We start from the raw sequence: 17,820 nt of genomic DNA, 5'->3' as shown, positions 1-17,820 counted from the left end.
GGCAATCCTTGGTGTCATCTTCGGCGCCAGTGACATCAAACTGTCAGGAAAGCCGCACTGCGCGTGGCATGCGGGTTTTCGGCCGGTTGCCGGGGGCCGGGGAGGGGATGTTGCAGTGCGGCGTGGAGGGCCGTGCAATCTGGACTGAATGACAAGTTCGGGTCATAAACTCGTCACATTAGCTGGTTAAAGTTCGCCCTGTCTCGAAAGTCATCCCTCCCGACGTGATGTTTCTCGGTGACCGTCCTCTCTTCAAAATCATAGGAGTAGCAGAAATGGGTTTTAACCATCTGATCAAGTCTGTTGCAATCGCAGTGGCTGGCGCTTTCGCTTTCAGCGGTGCCGTGCATGCAGCAGAAATCACCGGCGCAGGCGCCTCCTTCCCGTACCCGGTCTACGCCAAGTGGGCTGAGCTGTACAAGGCCGCCACCGGCAACAGCCTGAACTACCAATCCATCGGCTCGGGCGGTGGCATCAAGCAGATCAAGGCCAAGACCGTCGATTTCGGCGCCTCCGACGCCCCGCTGCCGCAAAGCGAACTGGCTGAGGCCGGCCTGACCCAGTTCCCCGCCGTCGTCGGTGGCGTGGTTCCCGTGGTCAACCTGGACGGCGTGACCCCCGGCCAGATCAAGCTGTCGGGCCAAGTGCTGGGCGACATCTACGCCGGCAAGATCACCAAGTGGAACGCCGCTGAAATCACCGCCCTGAACCCGGGCGTGAAGCTGCCGAATGAAGACATCACCGTCGTCTACCGTTCGGACGCATCGGGCACTTCCTACGTCTTCACCTCCTACCTTTCCAAGGCCAACGCCGACTTCAAGAGCAAGATCGGTGCCGGTACTGCCGTCAAGTGGCCGACCGGCGTGGGTGGCAAGGGTAACGAAGGCGTTGCCGCCAACGTGCAGAAGGTCAAGGGCGCAATCGGCTATGTCGAGTACGCCTACGTCAAGAAGAACAAGCTGAACTACACCCAGCTGAAGAACAAGGATGGCAACTTCGTCTCCCCGGACGATTCCACCTTCAAGGCTGCCACCGCCGCTGGCGACTGGGCCAAGACCCCGGGCTTCGCTGTTGACTTCACCGATGCAGCCGGCAAGGAATCGTGGCCGATCTCCAGCGCCACCTTCATCCTGCTGCACAAGGAACAGGCTGGCGATGGCGCCAAGGGCAAGGAAGTCCTGAAGTTCTTCGACTGGGCCTACAAGAACGGCGGCAAGGTTGCTGCTGAACTGGACTACGTGCCCCTGCCGGATTCGGTCACCAAGCTGGTGGAAGATTCCTGGAAGAGCAACGTCAAGGACAGCAGCGGCAAGGCTCTCTGGTAAGCCAAGCCCAGTCCGGCCGGATGCCATGAACATCCGGTCATAGCAGCCTCTCCCCTACGGAGCATTCGGGTCATCGCAGCGAGAACGAGCAACTCTGGAGCACAGAGCATTCGCGGCGATGGCCCGTTTTAATGGTGAATTCAAATGAGCGCTAATTATTCCACCACGGCAATGTCGAATACCGAAGTCAAAAAATCCCCGACAGAGACTGAAAGCGCGCAAGCTGCGCGCGAGAAGCTGATGGTCGTCATGCGCCACCAGCGTCTGCAGGATTTCTTTTTCCACAAGATCACCCTGATCTTCGCCCTGTCCGTGCTGCTGATGCTGGGCGGGATCATCGTTTCCCTCATCATCGGTGCCGCCCCGGCGTTCCAGGCCTTCGGCCCCGGCTTCATCACGCGCGTCGAATGGGATCCGACCAATAACGAATTTGGCGCCATGATCGCCATCGTCGGCACGCTGTCGACCTCGATCATCGCCTTGCTGATCGCCTTCCCGGTCAGCTTCGGCATCGCCCTGTTCCTGACCGAAATCTGCCCGGCCAGGCTGCGCCGCCCGCTGGGCACCTGTGTGGAACTGCTGGCGGGTGTGCCCTCCATCATCTACGGCATGTGGGGCCTGTTCGTGTTCGCGCCGCTGTTCTCCGAATACGGCCAGCCCTTCCTGAAGGCCACCCTGGGCCAGATCCCCGGCATCGGCGTGCTGTTCTCCGGCCCGACCATGGGTATCGGCATCCTGACCGCCGGCCTGATCCTGTCGGTGATGATCATCCCCTTCATCTCCTCGGTGATGCGCGACGTGTTTGAAGTCGTCCCCGCAGTGCTGAAGGAATCGGCCTACGGTCTCGGCTGCACCCGCTGGGAAGTGGTGCGCAAGGTGGTGCTGCCCTACACCAAGACCGGTGTGGTCGGTGGCGTGATGCTGGGCCTCGGCCGTGCGCTGGGCGAGACCATGGCGGTCACCTTCGTGATCGGCAACTCGCACCGCTTGTCCTGGTCGCTGTTCTCGGCCGGCAACTCGATTGCCTCGACCCTGGCCAATGAAATCGCCGAAGCCTCCAGCAAGCTGCACGTGTCCTCGCTGTTTGCACTGGGCCTGATCCTGTTCGTCATCACCTTCATCGTTCTGTCCGCCGCCAAGATCATGCTCATGGGCATGACCCGCAAGGAAGGAGCCAAATAATGAGCCAGACCGTACAAGCCGGTGTGAAAAGCACCGACCAGGCGCAAGCCATGAACCCCGTCTACCGCCGTCGCCTGATGCAGCATCGCATGGGCATGCTGTTCTCCTTCCTGGCCATGGGCCTGGGCCTGTTCGTGCTGGCCTGGATCCTGCTGACCCTGGTCTTCAAGGGCGTGGCCGCGCTGAACCTGGGCCTGCTGACCGAAAACACCCCCGGTCCGGGCGATGCCGGCGGCGGCCTGCTGAACCCCATCGTCGGCTCGCTGCTGATGGTCGGTATCAGCACCATCATCAGCACCCCGATCGGCATCCTGGCCGGCGTCTATCTCGCCGAATACGGCGAGGAAAGCAAGCTGGCCCAGGTCACTCGCTTCGTTACCGACATCATGCTGTCGGCACCGTCGATCGTGATTGGCCTGTTCATCTACGCCATCTACGTGGCCAACGTGAACCACTTCTCGGGCTGGGCCGGTACCTTCGCCATTTCGCTGATTGCCATTCCGGTGGTGGTGCGTACCACCGACAACATGTTGAAGCTGGTGCCGAGCGGCCTGCGTGAAGCGGCCTTCGCGCTGGGTGCCCCGCGCTGGAAGGTGGCCATCATCGTGCGCCTGCGTGCCGTCAAGGCGGGCGTGGTGACCGGCGTGCTGCTGGCCGTGGCGCGTATCTCGGGTGAGACCGCTCCGCTGCTGTTCACCGCGCTGAACAACCAGTTCTTCAGCACCAACATGAACCGTCCGATCGCCAACCTGCCGGTGGTGATCAACCAGTTCGCCATGAGCCCGTATGACAACTGGGTCTCGCTGGCATGGGGCGGCGCCTTGCTGATCACCTTCAGCGTGCTGCTGCTCAACGTGCTCTCGCGCACCCTGTTCAAACAACAAATCCCCGGCTAATTCTCCAAGTGACCGACATGACTACTGCTCATCAAATGGCAAGCCACGCTTCGACCGCACCTCTCAACGCCGCTGCGGCCCAGAAGACCACGCTGGAAGTTTCGCAACTGAACTTCTACTACGGCGGATTCCAGGGTTTGAAGAACATCAACCTGAACATCTTCGAAGGCAAGGTCACCGCCTTCATCGGCCCCTCGGGCTGCGGCAAGTCGACGCTGCTGCGTACCTTCAACCGCATGTATGACCTGTACCCCGGCCAGCGCGCCGAAGGCAAGATCATGTATGCCGGCAACAACATCCTCGAACCGGGCCAGGATCTGAACATGCTGCGCGCCAAGGTCGGCATGGTGTTCCAGAAGCCGACCCCGTTCCCGATGTCGGTGTACGACAACATCGCCTTCGGTATCCGCCTGTATGAAAACCTGCCCAAGGGCGAGATGGATGAGCGCGTCGAATGGGCGCTCAACAAGGCGGCACTGTGGGGTGAAGTGAAGGACAAGCTGCACAAGAGCGGCCTGTCGCTCTCCGGTGGTCAGCAACAGCGTCTGTGTATCGCACGCGGCGTGGCCGTGAAGCCGGAAGTGCTGCTGCTGGATGAACCGACGTCGGCACTGGATCCGATTTCGACGGCCAAGGTGGAAGAACTGATCGGTGAGCTCAAGAACGACTACACCATCGCCATCGTGACCCACAACATGCAGCAGGCGGCGCGCTGCTCGGATTACACCGCTTACATGTACCTGGGCGAGCTGGTGGAGTTTGGCGAGACCGACCAGATCTTCATGAATCCGGTGCGCAAGGAAACCCAAGACTACATAACCGGCCGTTTCGGCTGAACCGCCGTCTCGGCTACTGCGCGCTCCGATTTCGCGTCTGCGATGCTCGCCGTACCCCAGTACGGCTGCGCTTCTCGACGCGAACTCGAAGCGCTCGCTACGCCGATACGACGATTCCACAGAGTAGTCATTGCACCGTATATATTATTTATAGAAATTCTTTTTAGGGACGTCACATGACCGGCGATCATTCCTCCAAACAGTATGACCAGGATCTGGAGCAGATCCGCTCCAAGGTGCTCGCCATGGGCGGCATGGTGGAACACCAGTTCCAGGACGCGATTGCGGCCTTCCGCAACGGCAACCTCGACGTCGCCCATCGCGTGATGAAGGACGACGAAGCCGTCAATCGCCTCGAAGTCGAACTCGACGACGCCTGCAGCCACCTCATCGTGCGTCGCCAGCCGACCGCCAATGACCTGCGTACCGTCATGGCCACCATCAAGATCATCACCGATCTGGAACGCGTGGGCGACGAGGCGACCAAGATCGCCCGGACCGCCATCCACCTGCACAAGCGCGGCATCGGCCTGGTCTCGCACTACGAAACCGTGAGCCTGATCGCCGAACAGGCCATGGACCAGCTGCGCAGCGCCCTGGACTCCTTCGCCCGCCTCGATGACAAGCAGGCTGCCGAACTGATCAAGCAGGACGAACGCATCGACCACGGTTTCCGTTCCATCACCCGCAGCCTCATCACCTTCATGATGGAAGACCCGCGCACCATCTCCGGTTCCATCGACACCCTGTGGGTGGCCAAGGCCATCGAACGCATCGGCGACCATGCCAAGAACATCGCCGAATACGTGGTCTACGTGGTCGGTGGCAAGGATATCCGCCATACCGACTTCGGTTCGGCCAAGACGCTCGAGGAAGAAGACTAAGCACGACGGCACCGGTACTGGCAGCGGGGGAAGCGCTGCCAGCACCGGATTGCGGAGGGGAGACCCGCGATACTGCTTACCAGCCTGACTATCATGACTACTATCCTCATCGTCGAAGACGAACCCTCCATTGCCGAACTGATTGCCTTCACGCTCAAGGAAGCAGGCTGGTCCAGTTTCGTCGTCTCCAACGCGGCCGCGGCCTGGGATTTCGTCCAGCACCGCGCCCCGCAACTGGTGCTGCTGGACTGGATGCTGCCCGACCGCAGCGGGTTGCACCTGCTCTCGCGCATCCGCGCCGATCGCCAGCTGCAGCAACTGTCGGTCATCATGCTCACCGCCAAGAGCATGGAAGAAGACAAGATCGCCGGCCTCGACAACGGTGCCGACGACTACATCACCAAGCCCTTCTCGCCGCGCGAACTGACCGCGCGCATCAAGGCCCTCCTGCGCCGCAAGAGCCCGGAGCACGCCCAGGAAGTGATGTCGGCCGGTCCGGTCACGCTCGATCCTGCCAGCTGCTCGGTGAGCCTGTCGGGCGCACGCATCGATATCGGCCATGCCGAATACAAGCTGCTGAAGTTTTTCCTGGCGCATCCTGATCGCGTGTTCTCGCGCAGCCAGCTGCTCGACCGCGTCTGGGGCGACCACGTGGTGATCGAGGAACGCACCGTGGATGTCCACGTGCTGCGCCTGCGCAAGGCCCTGCGCGATGCCGAGTACCTCATCAAGACCGTGCGCAGCGTCGGCTACATGCTCTCGACCAAATAAAGATCGAGTAAATAAAGATCAAAGACCAAACAGCCCGCGTCGTTCATAATCAATAAAATTAAAAATCCGGCGCGCGGGCGCTTCCCAGATTTATCTGTCAAATCAATGAGTCCACAACTTCTGTTCTGGATTCCTGCTGTATTGCGCCTGGTGTTGTGCCTGGCCGGAGCAGGAGTCGTCGGTTTCTTCTTCGGCCCCATCATCGGGCTGGTCACGGCGGTGCTGGGCGTGGGCGCGATGATGATCACGCACCTGCACTACCTGCTGCGCCTGTCGACCTGGCTGGATGATTCCGGCCAGTCGCGCCTGCCCGATGGCTGGGGGGCCTGGACCGATGTCTATGCGCGCCTGTACCGCATGCGCCGCGACGATGAACGCAACCAGGCCGAACTGGCCGAGTGGCTGGCGCGCTTCCGCCAGGCCATGAGCCTGCTGCCGGATGGCGTGGTGATCATGGACGACGTGCTCTTCCTCGAATGGTGCAACCCGGCGGCGCAGTCGCACCTGGGCCTGAAGCTGGACCGCGACAAGGGCATGCGGGTCACCAACCTGATCCGCAATCCGGCCTTCATCGACTACATCATCCTGGGCCGCTACGAGCAGCCGCTCACGCTGGCCCTGCATGAGCGCAAGCTGATCATCCAGATCATCCCCTTCGAGAACCGCCGCCAGATCCTGGTCACCCACGACGTCACCGAATCGCAGCGCATCGACATGATGCGCCGAGACTTCGTGGCCAATGCCTCGCACGAACTGCGCACGCCGCTGACCGTCATCAACGGTTTCCTGGAAATTGCGCTGGCGCAGCCGAACCTGGAAGAGTCCACTCGCATGGCCCACCTGAAGCTCATGACCGAGCAGGGCCAGCGCATGCAGAACCTGATCGACGACATGCTCACGCTGACGCGCCTGGAATCGATCGACTATCCCTTACGCTCCGAAGTGCTGCGCGTACAGCCGCTGCTGGAGCGCATCGCCGAGGAAGGACTGGCACTGTCGGCGGGCAAGCACGACATCCGCCTCATCGTTGACGGCCCCGACCTCAAGGGCAATGCCGAGGAATTGCGCAGCGCCTTCACCAACCTGGTCACCAATGCCGTGCGCTATACCCCGGAAGGCGGCACCATCACCCTGCGCTGGCAGAGCGATGAGCAGGGCGCACATTTCGCGGTGCAGGATACCGGCATCGGCATCAGTCCCGAACATATCTCGCGCCTGACCGAACGCTTCTATCGCGTCGACAAGAGCCGTTCGCGCGAGACCCAGGGTACGGGCCTGGGCCTGGCCATCGTGCGTCACGTGCTGCTGCGCCACCATGCCACGCTGGATATTGCCTCGGTGCCGGATCACGGCAGTACCTTCACGGTGCACTTCCCGGCGACCCAGACCATCGCGGATTACGCGGCGCAGCAATAAACTGCCCACATCCGGTCAAACCAAATGGAAAGGATGCTTCGGCATCCTTTTTTCATCTTTGAATCGGCCGCAGGCGCGTACCATTGCGCCATAGCTCAACGCTGACATGTCGTCAGTAAGTGAAATTACGAATGCCTGCCTTCTGTCTTCACGGCAACAATGGCGCCTCGCAAGCCGGCGCGAGCCTCCGTATTGCTGAGGCGTTGTCGAGTGCATGTGCGCGTCACGGGCAGGCTTCGTACTCCAGGTTGGCACAGGGCGCATCCCGTCGTGTGCAAGCCAGCAAGCTGAAGTGGCTGCGGTCTTGCCGTTGCCGCGATGACAGCTTGTTGTCAGGAAATCCCTGATCGCACCGCGGCGGTATTCGTCGCACCATGAAGCCGAAGCGCCTGAGACCGGTCCGTAGATGTGCCGGTCTACCCCTCCACCTACTGCGCATAAGAGAAAACGATGAGCTATTTCGCCAACATGAAGATCGGCCGCCGCCTTGGCCTGGGTTTTGCCGTCATCCTGGCCGCAGCCAGCGTGGTCGTCGCGCTGTCGATCTGGCGTCTGCAAGGCATCGCCGCCGCCACCGACGAAATGATGCACGAGCCGCTGACCAAGGAACGCCTGGTCTCCGACTGGTATCGCACCATCCACACCAGCGTGCGCCGGACTACGGCCATTGCCAAGAGTGCCGATCCCAGCCTGGCCAGCTTCTTCGCGGCCGATGCGGCCGAGGCCAGCCGCATGTCCACCGAACAGCAGAAGGCCATCGAAGCCCTGATCGAATCGCCGGAAGAGAAAGCTGTCTTCTCCAAGCTGGGCGAGGTGCGCAAGGATTACATCAAGCATCGTGACGCCATCTCCAAGGCCAAGGCCGACGGCAACGCCGAGGAAGCTGCCAAGATCCTGGCCGGCCCCTTCGATGTCGCAGCCAAGGGCTATCTGGATCTGCTGCAGCAGTTGCTCAATCTGCAGCGCGCCAATATCGACCAGGTGGCCAAGGACATCCAGCAGGTCTATCACGAAAGCCGCAACCTCATGATCGGCCTGGCCATCCTGCAAGTTGTGCTGGGCTGGCTGTTCGCCCGTAGCCTGGCGCTGGGCATCACGCGGCCGCTGGAAAAGGCAGTCAATGTGGCCGAAGCCGTGGCCGCCGGCGACCTCACCACCCGTGTCGATGACGAGCTGGTCACCCGCAAGGATGAAACCGGCAAACTGATGCACGCCTTGCACGCCATGACCGGTAACCTGGCGCGCATCGTCGGCCAGGTGCGCAGCGGCACCGATGCCATCGGCACCGCCTCGCGCGAGATCGCCACCGGCAACCTCGACCTCTCGGCGCGTACCGAACGCCAGGCCGGTGCCCTGGAAGAAACTGCCTCGGCCATGGAAGAACTGACCTCCACCGTGGCCCAGAATGCCGACAACGCCCGCCAGGCCAACCAGCTGGCGGCCTCCGCTTCCTCGGTGGCACAGCAGGGCGGGGAAGTGGTGTCGCAGGTGATCTCGACCATGGGTTCCATCAATGAATCCTCGCGCAAGATCGTCGACATCATCAGCGTCATCGACGGCATCGCCTTCCAGACCAACATCCTGGCCCTGAATGCCGCCGTGGAAGCGGCCCGTGCAGGCGAGCAGGGCAGGGGCTTCGCGGTGGTGGCCTCGGAAGTGCGTTCGCTGGCGCAGCGCTCGGCCTCGGCCGCCAAGGAAATCAAGACCCTGATCGATGACTCGGTGGCCAAGGTCGGTTCCGGCAGCGAGCTGGTGGAACGTGCCGGCACGACCATGGACGAAGTGGTGGCCAGCGTGCGTCAGGTCGCCGACATCGTCTCCGAGATCACGGCCGCCAGCAGCGAGCAGAGTGACGGCATCAGCCAGGTCAATCTGGCCATCACCGACATGGACCAGACCACCCAGCAGAACGCCGCTCTGGTCGAACAGGCTGCTGCTGCCGCCGAAGCCATGCAGGAACAGGCCGCACGCCTGTCCGAGGTGGTGAGTCAGTTCAAGGTGCTGGCGCAGGACCAGGTGGGCTACGGCAGCGAGGAAGTGGCGAGCCGCCCACCGGTAGACATCACGCCGCCGCGACCGGCCTTGCGCTGACAAAGCGCCGAAGCGACGAAGCCGACGCCACAAACAAGAAACCCGCCATTCACATCCTGGCGGGTTTCTTGTTTTGGGCAGGCCGCAACCACGGTGGGTAGCGGCGCAAATGAAGCATTCTGCGTCACTTCCACCGACGATGACCGGGGGCCGCGCCCCGCGCCATCAGTAGGTAGCTCGTCCGCCCGAGAGATCGAAGACGGATGCCGTGGTGAAGGAATTCTCCTCGGACACCAGCCACGCCACCATCGCCGCCAGCTCTTCCACTTTCACGAAGCGCGCACGCGGGATCTTGGAGAGCATGTAATCGATGTGGGCCTGGGTGCATTGCTCCAGGATGCGGGTCTGCGCGGCGGCCGGGGTGATGGCGTTGACGGCGATGTTGCGGGTCGCGGTTTCCTTGCCCAGGCTCTTGGTGAGGGCGATCATGCCGGCCTTGGCGGCGCTGTAGGCGGAGGCGGTGGGATTGCCTTCCTTGCCGGCGATGGAGGCGATATTGACGATGCGGCCGTAGTTCTGCGCGATCATGCGCTGGACTACCACCTGGTTGACGTAGAAGGCGCCGTTGAGATCGATGTCGATCACGCGGCGCCATTCTTCAGGCGAGTAGTCCGCCACCGGATTGTTCTGTCCGGCGATGCCGGCGCTGTGCACCAGAATGTCGATGGACTGGGTGAGTTTTTCGGTGGCTTCGATGGCTTGCTGGACGTCGGACTGGTCGGAGATATCCACGCGGACAGTCTCGACATTGCCCAGCGGTTCCAGCTTGGCGCGGGCCTCGGCCAGCGCTTTATCGTCCATGTCCCACAGCACCACCTTGGCCTTGCCTTGCAGCAGGCGTTCGGCCACGGCATAGCCGAAGCCCTGGGCACCGCCGGTGATGATGGCGCTGCGGCCCTGGAAATCGTAGTGATTCATTGTGTCTTCTCCTTCCCTGTTGCGGTCATTGGATCGCGCAGGCGGACATGCGCCCGCGCATGGTCGTTCTTGTTCTTGTGGACTTCGATGGGGATGCAACCGCGCCGCCGACTGGCGGCGCGGGGTAACGCGGTGATCCTGATGGATCAGGCGTCGATGGTCTTCTGCTGCTGTTCGCCGAGGCCGTCGATGCCCAGGCGCATGGTCTGGCCGGCGCGCAGGTAGACGGCTTCCGGCTTGACGCCCATGCCCACGCCCGGCGGCGTGCCGGTGGAGATGACGTCGCCTGGCTGCAGGCTCATGAAGCGCGACAGGTAGGAAACGATGTGCGCCACGCCGAAGATCATGGTGCTGGTATTGCCGTTCTGGTAGCGCTTGCCATCCACTTCCAGCCACATGCCCAGCTTTTGCGGATCAGCGACTTCATCGCGGGTGACCAGCCAGGGGCCGATGGGGCCGAAGGTATCGCAGCCCTTGCCCTTGTCCCAGGTGCCGCCGCGTTCGATCTGGTATTCGCGCTCGGAGACGTCGTTGACCACGCAATAGCCGGCCACGTGGGACATGGCGTCCTTCTCGTCGATGTAGCTGCCGCCCTTGCCGATGACCACGCCCAGTTCGACTTCCCAGTCGGTCTTCTTGGAGCCGCGGGGGATCTTGACGTCGTCATTGGGGCCGACCACGGCGGAGGTCCACTTGTTGAACACGACGGGTTCGGCCGGGATGGGCAGGTTGGATTCGGCGGCGTGATCGGCGTAGTTCAGGCCGATGCAGATGAATTTGCCGATGTTGCCGACGCAGGCGCCGATGCGCGGCGAGCCTTCCACGGCGGGCAGGCTTTCCAGGTCCAGCTTGCGGATCTTGTCCAGGGAAGCGTCATCCAGTACGGCACCGTTGACGTCCTTGATGTAGGCGGACAGATCGCGGATCTTGCCGGATTGGTCGAGGACGCCGGGCTTTTCCTGCCCCACCGGGCCGTAACGCAGTAATTTCATCGTGTTTCCTTTGAGAAATGATTGTCTCTGAATGACGCCTTTTTGCCGTGGCTCGGCCTCAGCGTGCCGAGGGCGGGCGACAGGTCGAGGGCTGTCGTTTGGGGAAACTGGATATTACCAGTTTATTGGTAAGACCAATACCCTTGAAGCTGTCGAAGAGAGCCTGGCCGCTTGCAGCGACTTCGATCAGGAAGACCCGCAGTCCTTCAGCGCACAGTCGGCCAGCAGCTCAAGCCAGCTTGTCCAGCGGGTATTGTCCCTTGAGCGAGGGCGAAGCGATGACGATGTAACTGAAGTATTTCTCGACGTTTCCTTTTTCTCTCAGCACGTCTTCTGCCACACGCTGGTAATGCCCCAAATCGCGCGTCACGAATTTCAGAAGATAGGTAAACGCACCGCTGATGAGATGACACTCCACGATTTCATCCACGTCACGCACCAGGGTTTCAAATTTCTCAAAATCGCCGCGCGTGTGACCGGAGAGCGTGACCTGGGTGAACACGAACTGAACATGCCCCAGCTTTTCCAGATGGATGTGGGCACCATATCCGGCGATATAGCCAGCCTTCTCCAGACGTCTCACCCGATGCAGGCATGGGCTCGGCGACAGGCCGATCTCGTTGGAGAGATCCACATTCGTCATGCGGCCGTTGCGTTGCAAGAGGCTGAGGATCCGGATATCGAACCGGTCAAGCTTCACTAATTCCGACATGTTTCCATCGTCCCCAATGATTCAGCGTCAATTGGATTTATCTGGTCGTCGTGGAGGGTGACTGCCGATCCGGCTCACGTTACGGCCTGCCAGAATCAGCCGATGGCCCTGCGCGGGTGGCAGGTCATGCGGCGTCAAAGGCTGGCCATCGCATGACTGTCTGCTGGAAGCGGTGGACAGAGTCGCTTCCTGCAGTGAAAAATGCAATGAAACAACGCCGGAAGCTTCCCTTCGAACGTTCAACGCAATATGACATTGTTCAATATAATGATCAACAAGTTTTCCGGCATCCGCCATGTGCTCCTGCAATAAAATGTGCGAAGGCACCAGCTTCCGGTGTCCTGAAATCACCATGAGGTTTCCAGAGAAAGCAAATGAAGCAATGACGCAAATGAAAATCAAGAAAAAGGATCCGGCTGCTGCTCCGCATGCGGATGTGGGGGCGCGCCTGAAGGCGCTTCGTCTGGAGCGGGGGATGTCGGTCAACGAGCTGGCGGCTGCCGCCGGCGTTTCCGTGGGGACGGTCAGCCAGGTCGAACGTAACAAGGCCAATCCGTCGATGCGTATCCTTGAGCGTCTGAGAGTGGCGCTCTCAGTTCCGCTGAGTGCCTTGCTGGAGGATGCCGAGGCCACCCCGGATTATGTTGCCCGCGACGTGGTGCGGCGCGCCAAAGACCGCCCGGTCTTCGATGTAGGCAGTCAAGGCATGCAGAAGGAGTTGCTGTCGCCGCAGGGAAATCATGATCTCAAGATGATGATCATCCTGATCCCGCCAGGGGCCGGTTCCGATGAAGTGCTGATCGGGGTTGGCGAGAAGGCCGGGGTGGTCATCGAGGGATCGGTAGTCCTCAATCTTGGCGGCAGCCGGGTCGAACTCAAGTCCGGTGACAGCTTCCAGTTCGCCAGTACCATTCCACACAGCGTGCATAACGAGAGCGCAAAGCCCGCACGTCTCCTGTGGGTGATGAATACGCAACCCCCCATTGTTCATCTCTGAAATCCGGCCCCGATATGGGGCCTTCGTGCGTCCAATCAGGGGCGCGGCGCACCGAAAAAGTGAACAGGAAGCAGGCCGGATAAAAACATGAGTTATTTTAACCACAGGCCTAGAATTTCATTCTGAATTCACTATAATGAAATTTATAAATAATATTTCACGCGCTTGATTCAGTAGGGAAAACGATCCCTGGTCGGAGTTCACGGGCATCCTGGCAGCGAATGCTTGAAGGTGCCGTTGAGCTGCGATGGTTCACTCCGCCCGTAGTGCGGTTTGTATTGGTGAGTATGTAGCGGTCATCGCATTTTTCAGGAGACGGCGGGCAGACATTCTGTCTTGGAGCAGGCCCGAGGCAACAATGCCGGGCGAGGCACATTTTTTGCACGGGCGACGGGGTTGCCCGGGAAGGTACGGCAGCGGCAGGGGTCTTCCGCCATTTGTCAAATCATCGTGATGAGCCATGCGGCATCACGGAAGCTTGCGATGGGAAGGTCGCCAGCGCCATTGAGCTTGCACGCCGCCTGGCACGTTATCTCATGCCGCGGCTGGCAACTTTGCTCGCTTCCTCCTGATTGGAGTGGCTTTCAGGTGCGTTCGCCGCCTGAAGAAATCTTGTATGCGTTTTGGAATGTGCAGTTTTCTTTTGAAGAAAACGCGGTAGCCGGTACGCCCCGAGCTCAGGGCGGCCAGTGCCCGTAGTCACGTTTGCCAGCAGATTGCCGGAAAGTTTCGCTTTGCGGCAGGTAGTGCAGATGGGTAGTCACGAAATTGCAGTGTGTCTTGCGCGGCGCTTCAATTATGTAGTCGTTCAATTATGTAGTCGTTCAATTGTGCAGTCGTTCAATTGTTCGAATGTTCGATTGAAAAGAAGAGTCCTCCTCTTCATTGCCTGTTTTCCAGAACTTGTCAGAACCACTTTGTTAAGGATCGGCTATGCACCCCTGTATCTCTCCCCGTGCTTCCAAGAAGCACATCGCTCGCGCCTTGCGCAACCTGGCCTCCGGCCTGGCGACCTGCCTGATGCTGGTCACGATGACTCAGGCTCAGGCGGCAGGGCCCGCCAAAGTCTCTGCCGGAACGACACCTTCCAGCGTGCCCAATGCATTCCTGAACATCAAGACGCAGCAGATTGAAGGCGTGATGCCGGATGTGATCCGCGAAATCGGCAAGCGGGAGGGATTTGAAATCTCCTTCGACATCGTTCCTTTTTCCGCACTGGTGCAGTCCGTGGTCTCGGACAAGATCGATCTCATTGTGGCCGGGATGTCGCCCACCCCGAAGCGCAAGGAAGTCGTCGATTTCTCTGAGCCGGTAGCCGAATTCGGAAAAGGCATCATCGTCAGTGCCTCGGACAAGAAGCAATATCGCACCATCCAGGATCTGGCCGGAACCGTCATCGGTGCCGGTGCAGGAGAAGAGACGTCGGAAGAGTTGATGAAGCTTGGCATCTTCAAGGAAGTGAAGCTGTACAACACCGCTGCCGATATGGCGCGTGACGTTGCCTTGGGCCGCATTACCGCAGGCTTCAATGATTACCCGATCTGGAAAGCCCAGGAAGCCAACGGTGCCCTGCAAGGATGCCGTGTAGTCGATGGCTTCAAGCCACTGCGCAAGGTGCCGATTGCCTTTGGCGTCAAGAAGGGCAATACCGCGCTGCTGACCAAGATCAATGATGGACTGGTCAAGATCAAGGCCGATGGCACGTTGGACCAGATCCTGAAGAAATGGAACTTCGTCGACTGACGTGTCTTTCAGCCCGGGTTCGGGACCGGCGTGACGGAGGCTGCTCCGTCACCTCCAGCAATCATCATCAGAGGGAAGACAATGCGTTGGAATGATATGGCGGACTTTGTGCCGATCCTGTTGCAAGGGGCGGGGATGACGATTTTCATCACCCTCAGCTGCCTGGTGTTGAGCACGCTGCTGGGTCTGGTCTGGGCCCTGCTGAAGATGTCCCGCCATGCCCCGGTGCGGCAGGTCACGGCGACCCTGATCAACATCGTCCGCGGCCTGCCGATGATCGTCTTGCTGTTCTATATCTACTTCGTCTTTCCCTCGATTCATATTCAGCTCAGCGCCTTGCAGGCCAGTATCATCGGTCTCGCGTTCGGCTATTCGACTTATGTGGCCGAGATCATCCGGTCCGGCATCGAATCGGTGGACATGGGGCAATATGAGGCCGCGCAGTCGATCGGCATGGGCCGGGTCAAGACCATGACGCGGGTCATCCTGCCGCAGGCCATCAAGGTCGCCCTGCCACCGTACAGCAATACGCTGGTCTCGATGCTCAAGGATTCCTCGCTGGCCTCCACCATCACCGTCACGGAAATGACGCGGCAGGGAACCTTGCTCGCAGCCGCCACCTTTCAGAACCTTGAGGTCTATACGCTCATTGCCGTGGGCTACCTGGCGATGAGCCTGCCATTGATGAGTCTCACCAAGATGCTGGAGAGACGTTTTGGAAAACACAAGGTGAAGTGAGCCGGCGATGATTGAAATCAAGAACGTGACCAAGAATTTCGGGGACTTCTCCGTCCTCAAAGGGATTTCCCTGGAGGTGAAGGAAGGCGAGGTCGTTTGCCTGATCGGCGCATCCGGCTCCGGTAAATCGACGCTGCTTCGCTGTATCAATGCGCTTGAATCCTACGATTCGGGGGAAATCCGGTTGTTGAATCAGGTGGTCGAGCAGCGTTCGCGCCACATCAATCAATTGCGTACCCAGGTCGGCATGGTCTTTCAGCGATTCAACCTGTTCCCGCATCGGACCGCGCTGGAGAACGTGATGGAAGGCCCGGTGCACGTCAAGCGGCTGCCGGTTGAACAAGCGCGCCGGGAAGCCATCGAGATGCTCAACAAGGTCGGATTGGGGCAGAAGATCCATGCCTATCCGCATCAGCTATCGGGCGGCCAGCAACAGCGGGTGGCGATTGCAAGATCACTGGCGATGAAGCCCAAGGCCATCTTGTTCGACGAGCCGACTTCTGCACTCGATCCCGAGCTCGTCGGCGAGGTCCTCAGTGTCATGCGGACCTTGGCGCGGGAAGGCATGACCATGCTGGTCGTCACGCACGAAATGGGCTTTGCGCGCGAAGTGGCTGACCGCGTTTGCTTTCTCCACGCCGGCCTCATCATCGAAGAGGGGGAGGCCAGACAAGTCCTTGGTGCGCCCCGCGAAGCGCGCACCCGGGAGTTTTTGCGCCACGTGCTGACCAATCGGGCCGACGATGAGCGTCCCGCCGCGCCTGCAGAGCAGGCAATGCCTGAGGCAAAAGAGTGAATGCGGGTATCGCTGTCCTCAGCGATCCGCAGATGCCGTTGATTCTGCCACGGGTAATCGCATCCCGGTGAAGTTGCAACAGGATTTCGCAAGACATGTGACCGCCTGGTGCAGGCGTTCATGGCCACCGCTGTAAGGCGGATTTTTCTTGTAGACCAGAGACTGAGAGATCGGACCAGTGCCATGCTGAGAGTGGAAGAAGTTTATGATTCGCCCGAGTTTGTCAGTGAAGTCGATGTCGTGGTCATCGGTGCCGGCATCGTCGGCACCTCGATCGGCTATGAGCTGGCCAGGCGCGGCATCTCCGTGGCCATCCTTGAAAAGGGCATCGTCGGCGGCGAACAGTCTGGCCGCAACTGGGGATGGGTGCGCCAGCAGAACCGTGATCTGTTCGAATTGCCGCTCGCCATGCGCAGTCTGCGACGTTGGAACGAACTGCGCGACGAGATCCAGATCGATCTGGGCTTCCGCCGTGAAGGAATTCTGTACGCCACCAACGAAGAGAAGGATCTCGCCAAGTGGAGCGCGTGGGGCCAGCGCGCGAAGGAGATCGGCTTTGTCAGTCATATCCTCAGTGCGTCCGAAGTGAAGGCGCGTACGCCTTCGGGCGGGCCGGGCTACAAAGGCGGCGTCTGGTCTCCCACCGATGGCCGAGCCGAGCCCTCGCGAGCCGCGCCTGCGTTGGCGGAGGGCGCCAAGCGCCTGGGAGCGCACCTCTACCAGCAGTGCGCCGTCCGAGGCCTGGAGACCAGCGGGGGACGTCTCAGCGGTGTGTGGACCGAGCGCGGTCTGATCAAGGCCTCCACCGTGGTCTGCGCCGGCGGTGCCTGGAGCGGGCGCTTGTGCCGGCGTCACGGGATTGCGTTCCCGGTGGTCAACGTGGTCGGAACCACCATGCGGACTTCGGTTGCGCCGGAGGTCGTGAGCGGCTGCTTCAGCGGCCCGGGCTTCGCGCTGCGTCGTCGTCTTGACGGTGCCTATTCGGTCGCCGTGCCCGGTTTCGGACGCATTGACCTGGCCCCCGTCGGGCTGAAGAATGGGCTTCAGTACTATCGCAATTACAAGAACGACATCGGCAAGAAACTGACCTATCGTCTTTCCCGGGCGTGGATGGAGGGGCCCGAAGCCACCAGTACCTGGGCGTTTGATCAAGTGTCGCCATTTGAGCGGTGCCGGGTACTTGATCCGCGTCCCGATCCCGATTTTGCCAGGCGTGCGCTGGATAACGTCAAGCGTGCCATTCCGCAATTGTCGGAGTTGCGCGTGGCCTATGCGTGGGCAGGCGCGATTGATACCACGCCCGATCTCATCCCCGTCATCTCTGACGTCGCCGCCTTGCCGGGCCTCTATCTCGCCACCGGGTTCAGCGGTCATGGTTTCGCGCTGGGGCCGGCGGCAGGGGAACTGGTGGCGGATATGGTCACGGGTGCAAGCCCGATGATCGATGTCTCTCCCTATCGCCTGAGCCGTTTCAACGATGGTACCTCGCTCAAGGTACCGGAAATGATGTAGCTGTCATCACT

The 17,820-nt window shown here is 60.6% G+C and carries 17 protein-coding genes; 13 read left to right on the top strand and 4 right to left on the bottom strand.

Annotation, left to right across the window (positions count from 1 at the left end):
• Window positions 1–275 precede the first annotated feature (275 nt).
• The 8 genes from pstS to B3873_RS16865 all read left to right on the top strand — a co-directional run bounded on the left by pstS (window position 276) and on the right by B3873_RS16865 (window position 9,401).
• Window positions 276–1,325 (top strand): phosphate ABC transporter substrate-binding protein PstS, encoded by a 1,050-nt coding sequence (pstS, locus tag B3873_RS16900; RefSeq protein ID WP_039788931.1) that lies wholly within the window; start codon window positions 276–278, stop codon window positions 1,323–1,325.
• A 144-nt stretch (window positions 1,326–1,469) separates the two neighbouring features.
• The gene (gene pstC, locus B3873_RS16895) at window positions 1,470–2,507 is read left to right on the top strand and encodes a phosphate ABC transporter permease subunit PstC (protein WP_414651549.1); all 1,038 of its coding nucleotides are present in this window, start codon (window positions 1,470–1,472) and stop codon (window positions 2,505–2,507) included.
• Complete coding sequence (gene pstA / locus B3873_RS16890; protein WP_039788929.1) at window positions 2,507–3,403, top strand: phosphate ABC transporter permease PstA; 897 nt, start codon at window positions 2,507–2,509, stop codon at window positions 3,401–3,403. The genes pstC and pstA overlap by 1 nt, the downstream gene beginning before the upstream one ends.
• A gap of 35 nt (window positions 3,404–3,438) precedes the next feature.
• Window positions 3,439–4,239, top strand: coding sequence for a phosphate ABC transporter ATP-binding protein PstB (gene pstB, locus B3873_RS16885; protein ID WP_134224048.1), 801 nt, complete (start codon window positions 3,439–3,441; stop codon window positions 4,237–4,239).
• 176 nt (window positions 4,240–4,415) lie between these two features.
• Window positions 4,416–5,123, top strand: a complete 708-nt coding sequence (gene phoU / locus B3873_RS16880) for a phosphate signaling complex protein PhoU (protein WP_039788928.1) — start codon at window positions 4,416–4,418, stop codon at window positions 5,121–5,123.
• A 93-nt stretch (window positions 5,124–5,216) separates the two neighbouring features.
• Entirely contained in the window at window positions 5,217–5,894 is a 678-nt protein-coding gene (locus B3873_RS16875) for a response regulator (protein WP_034332673.1), read from the top strand.
• A gap of 105 nt (window positions 5,895–5,999) precedes the next feature.
• Window positions 6,000–7,310, top strand: a complete 1,311-nt coding sequence (gene phoR, locus B3873_RS16870; protein WP_286867455.1) for a phosphate regulon sensor histidine kinase PhoR — start codon at window positions 6,000–6,002, stop codon at window positions 7,308–7,310.
• Window positions 7,311–7,760: 450 nt separating this feature from the next.
• Window positions 7,761–9,401, top strand: coding sequence for a methyl-accepting chemotaxis protein (locus B3873_RS16865; RefSeq protein ID WP_286867452.1), 1,641 nt, complete (start codon window positions 7,761–7,763; stop codon window positions 9,399–9,401).
• Window positions 9,402–9,566: 165 nt separating this feature from the next.
• On the opposite strand, the gene B3873_RS16860 is transcribed toward B3873_RS16865, so the two are convergent.
• The 4 genes from B3873_RS16860 to B3873_RS16845 form a co-directional block, all read right to left on the bottom strand.
• Complete coding sequence (locus B3873_RS16860; RefSeq protein WP_039788922.1) at window positions 9,567–10,319, bottom strand: SDR family NAD(P)-dependent oxidoreductase; 753 nt, start codon at window positions 10,317–10,319, stop codon at window positions 9,567–9,569.
• Between the two features lie 146 nt (window positions 10,320–10,465).
• Window positions 10,466–11,311 (bottom strand): ureidoglycolate lyase, encoded by an 846-nt coding sequence (locus B3873_RS16855; protein WP_039788920.1) that lies wholly within the window; start codon window positions 11,309–11,311, stop codon window positions 10,466–10,468.
• Between the two features lie 229 nt (window positions 11,312–11,540).
• Window positions 11,541–12,023, bottom strand: a complete 483-nt coding sequence (locus tag B3873_RS16850; RefSeq protein WP_134134619.1) for an Lrp/AsnC family transcriptional regulator — start codon at window positions 12,021–12,023, stop codon at window positions 11,541–11,543.
• Between the two features lie 27 nt (window positions 12,024–12,050).
• Window positions 12,051–12,377: a hypothetical protein gene (locus tag B3873_RS16845; RefSeq protein ID WP_286867447.1), complete on the bottom strand. Its 327-nt coding sequence runs from the start codon at window positions 12,375–12,377 to the stop codon at window positions 12,051–12,053.
• 37 nt (window positions 12,378–12,414) lie between these two features.
• Here B3873_RS16845 and B3873_RS16840 point away from each other — a divergent pair, with 37 nt between their 5' ends.
• The 5 genes from B3873_RS16840 (at window position 12,415) to B3873_RS16820 (ending at window position 17,809) form a co-directional block, all read left to right on the top strand.
• Window positions 12,415–13,020 (top strand): cupin domain-containing protein, encoded by a 606-nt coding sequence (locus B3873_RS16840; RefSeq protein WP_286867445.1) that lies wholly within the window; start codon window positions 12,415–12,417, stop codon window positions 13,018–13,020.
• A 933-nt stretch (window positions 13,021–13,953) separates the two neighbouring features.
• Window positions 13,954–14,763 carry a substrate-binding periplasmic protein gene (locus tag B3873_RS16835; RefSeq protein WP_084320241.1) on the top strand — a complete coding sequence of 270 codons (810 nt, stop codon included), beginning with the start codon at window positions 13,954–13,956 and terminating at the stop codon, window positions 14,761–14,763.
• Window positions 14,764–14,844: 81 nt separating this feature from the next.
• Entirely contained in the window at window positions 14,845–15,501 is a 657-nt protein-coding gene (locus B3873_RS16830; RefSeq protein ID WP_039788912.1) for an amino acid ABC transporter permease, read from the top strand.
• A 7-nt stretch (window positions 15,502–15,508) separates the two neighbouring features.
• A complete protein-coding gene (locus B3873_RS16825) occupies window positions 15,509–16,297 on the top strand; it encodes an amino acid ABC transporter ATP-binding protein (protein ID WP_039788908.1) in 789 nt (262 codons plus the stop codon).
• A 183-nt stretch (window positions 16,298–16,480) separates the two neighbouring features.
• Complete coding sequence (locus tag B3873_RS16820) at window positions 16,481–17,809, top strand: NAD(P)/FAD-dependent oxidoreductase (RefSeq protein ID WP_039788906.1); 1,329 nt, start codon at window positions 16,481–16,483, stop codon at window positions 17,807–17,809.
• The last annotated feature ends 11 nt before the right edge of the window (window positions 17,810–17,820 follow it).

The sequence above is a fragment of the Herbaspirillum sp. UBA812 genome (assembly GCF_002296545.1).
Lineage (GTDB): Bacteria > Pseudomonadota > Gammaproteobacteria > Burkholderiales > Burkholderiaceae_D > Herbaspirillum > Herbaspirillum huttiense.
The sequence above is the reverse complement of the archived record's forward strand: the minus strand, read 5'-3'. Positions and strand labels throughout refer to the sequence as shown.

Bases quoted from the DNA above. Each gene is read 5' to 3' on its own strand.
- phoU (WP_039788928.1), top strand. From the start codon at position 4,416: ATGACCGGCGATCATTCCTCCAAACAGTATGACCAGGATCTGGAGCAG.
- B3873_RS16840 (WP_286867445.1), top strand. From the start codon at position 12,415: ATGAAAATCAAGAAAAAGGATCCGGCTGCTGCTCCGCATGCGGATGTG.
- B3873_RS16855 (WP_039788920.1), bottom strand. From the start codon at position 11,311: ATGAAATTACTGCGTTACGGCCCGGTGGGGCAGGAAAAGCCCGGCGTC.
- B3873_RS16835 (WP_084320241.1), top strand. From the start codon at position 13,954: ATGCACCCCTGTATCTCTCCCCGTGCTTCCAAGAAGCACATCGCTCGC.
- pstC (WP_414651549.1), top strand. From the start codon at position 1,470: ATGAGCGCTAATTATTCCACCACGGCAATGTCGAATACCGAAGTCAAA.
- pstS (WP_039788931.1), top strand. From the start codon at position 276: ATGGGTTTTAACCATCTGATCAAGTCTGTTGCAATCGCAGTGGCTGGC.
- B3873_RS16865 (WP_286867452.1), top strand. From the start codon at position 7,761: ATGAGCTATTTCGCCAACATGAAGATCGGCCGCCGCCTTGGCCTGGGT.
- B3873_RS16850 (WP_134134619.1), bottom strand. From the start codon at position 12,023: ATGTCGGAATTAGTGAAGCTTGACCGGTTCGATATCCGGATCCTCAGC.
- B3873_RS16830 (WP_039788912.1), top strand. From the start codon at position 14,845: ATGCGTTGGAATGATATGGCGGACTTTGTGCCGATCCTGTTGCAAGGG.
- B3873_RS16820 (WP_039788906.1), top strand. From the start codon at position 16,481: ATGCTGAGAGTGGAAGAAGTTTATGATTCGCCCGAGTTTGTCAGTGAA.
- B3873_RS16825 (WP_039788908.1), top strand. From the start codon at position 15,509: ATGATTGAAATCAAGAACGTGACCAAGAATTTCGGGGACTTCTCCGTC.
- pstB (WP_134224048.1), top strand. From the start codon at position 3,439: ATGGCAAGCCACGCTTCGACCGCACCTCTCAACGCCGCTGCGGCCCAG.
- pstA (WP_039788929.1), top strand. From the start codon at position 2,507: ATGAGCCAGACCGTACAAGCCGGTGTGAAAAGCACCGACCAGGCGCAA.
- B3873_RS16860 (WP_039788922.1), bottom strand. From the start codon at position 10,319: ATGAATCACTACGATTTCCAGGGCCGCAGCGCCATCATCACCGGCGGT.
- B3873_RS16875 (WP_034332673.1), top strand. From the start codon at position 5,217: ATGACTACTATCCTCATCGTCGAAGACGAACCCTCCATTGCCGAACTG.
- phoR (WP_286867455.1), top strand. From the start codon at position 6,000: ATGAGTCCACAACTTCTGTTCTGGATTCCTGCTGTATTGCGCCTGGTG.
- B3873_RS16845 (WP_286867447.1), bottom strand. From the start codon at position 12,377: ATGGTGATTTCAGGACACCGGAAGCTGGTGCCTTCGCACATTTTATTG.